The following is a 1,699-nucleotide window of genomic DNA, read 5'->3' on the forward strand; positions in this document are numbered from 1 at the left end:
GTCGTCGCGGATCAGCGGGCGGCGGACCCGGCCGGCGAGCGCGCGGGCGACGGCGGCGGGATCCGTGGCGCGCAGGTCGCGGAGGGCCTGGAACGCGCCCGGGAGGTCGCCCGCGCGGACGAGCTCGGCGGGGGCGGTCGCGGCGTCGTCGGTCATCGGATCCCCGCGAGGACCGCGTCGACCTCGGCCGTCGTGGGCATGGCGGTCGAGCACTCGCGGCGGGAGGCGACGATGGCGCCCGCGACGTTGGCGAAGCGGAGGATCCGCTCGAGGTCCCAGCCCGCGAGCAGCCCGTGCACGAGCGCGCCGCCGAAGCCGTCGCCCGCGCCGAGCCCGTTGACGACCTCGACCGGGTACGGCGGCACCTCGACGGTCTCGTCGCGCGTCTTGGCGAGCACGCCCTTCGGGCCCTGCTTCACGATGGCGAGCTCGACGCCGCGGTCGAGCAGGGCGTCGGCGGCCCGCACGGGATCCGTCTCCCCCACCGCGATCTCGCACTCCTCGCGGTTGCCCACCGCGACGGTCACGTGCTCGAGCGCGCGGCCGACCTCGCGGGTCGCGTCCGCGGGCGACGACCAGAACATCGGCCGGTAGTCGAGGTCGAGCACCGTGAGCGGCCGGCGCGCGCGGGCGGCCCACGCGGCGTGGTGCGCGGTGCGGCTCGGGTCCTCGCTGAGGCCCGTGACGGTGGACCAGAAGACGCGCGCGTCCTGGATCGCCGCGCGGTCGAGCTCGTCGCCCTCGATGCAGAGGTCGGGCGCCTTCGGCCGGCGGTAGAAGTAGAGGGGGAAGTCGTCCGGCGGGAAGATCTCGCAGAAGGTCACGGGCGTCGGCAGGTCGTCGACGGGCGTCACGTGCTCCGCGGAGACGCCGAGGCGCTCGAGCTCGCGGGTGACGTAGCGGCCGAACGGGTCGTCGCCCACGCGCGAGACGAGGGCGGCGGATCTGCCGTGCCGGGCCGCCGCGACCGCCACGTTGGCCGCGCTCCCGCCGAGGTACTTGCCGAACGTCTCGACGTCCTCGAGGCCCACGGCGTCCTGGAGCGGGTAGAGGTCGACGCCGACGCGTCCGATGGTGATCAGGTCGCGGGGCGGGGTCGGGGCGGGGGCTGCGTTCTCGGCAGGGCTCATGGCGGCGCTGCTTCCTCTCCGGGAGTGGAGGGCGGTGGGCGGGTGCTGCTGTCCGTCCAACCTAGCGCATGTTCTGACATCGGTACATGGGGCACCGCCTGCAATGGACCTGATGCCACCGCGGCCGCCGACCGCGGCCCGGGTCACCGGCCGCGCGTCATCCCGACCCCGAAGCCGGCGCCGAACGCGAGGCCCACGACGACCAGGAGCCCGGGCACGGGGATCACGGCGGAGGCGAGACCGCCGAGGAACGCGCCGCACAGGGCGGGCACCAGCTGGCCGAGGCCACGGGAGATCGCTCCGCCGCCGCCGCGGAAGGCTGCGTCCACGCCCGCGAGCACGGCGAGCAGCGCGACGAGGAGCAGGGCGATCAGGATGACGACGGGGACGGACCGCGCCACCGGCGTCACGAGGGCGATCACGACCACGACGGCGGCGTAGGCGGCGGTGGACGCCATGGTCGCGGCGACGTGGGACCGGAAGCGGCGGTCGGCCGGAGCGCGCGCCGGGAGCTCGCGCAGCACGGGGCGGGAGCCGCCGTGGCGGGCGTCGAGGTCGTCGTCGAGGCC

At 75.9% G+C, this 1,699-nt stretch carries 2 protein-coding genes; both read right to left on the reverse strand.

Translation table 11 applies throughout. From position 1 onward, the window contains the following. Positions 1 to 152: 152 nt before the first annotated feature. Positions 153 to 1,130 (reverse strand): 5-dehydro-2-deoxygluconokinase, encoded by a 978-nt coding sequence (iolC, locus tag DZG00_RS15225; protein WP_119383232.1) that lies wholly within the window; start codon positions 1,128 to 1,130, stop codon positions 153 to 155. 143 nt (positions 1,131 to 1,273) lie between these two features. Further along, positions 1,274 to 1,699 (reverse strand): hypothetical protein (locus tag DZG00_RS15230; RefSeq protein WP_119455807.1); only part of this gene is annotated, 426 nt, incomplete at its 5' end.

Origin of the sequence: Clavibacter lycopersici (assembly GCF_003576405.1) — a bacterium.
GTDB classification, from domain to species: domain Bacteria; phylum Actinomycetota; class Actinomycetes; order Actinomycetales; family Microbacteriaceae; genus Clavibacter; species Clavibacter lycopersici.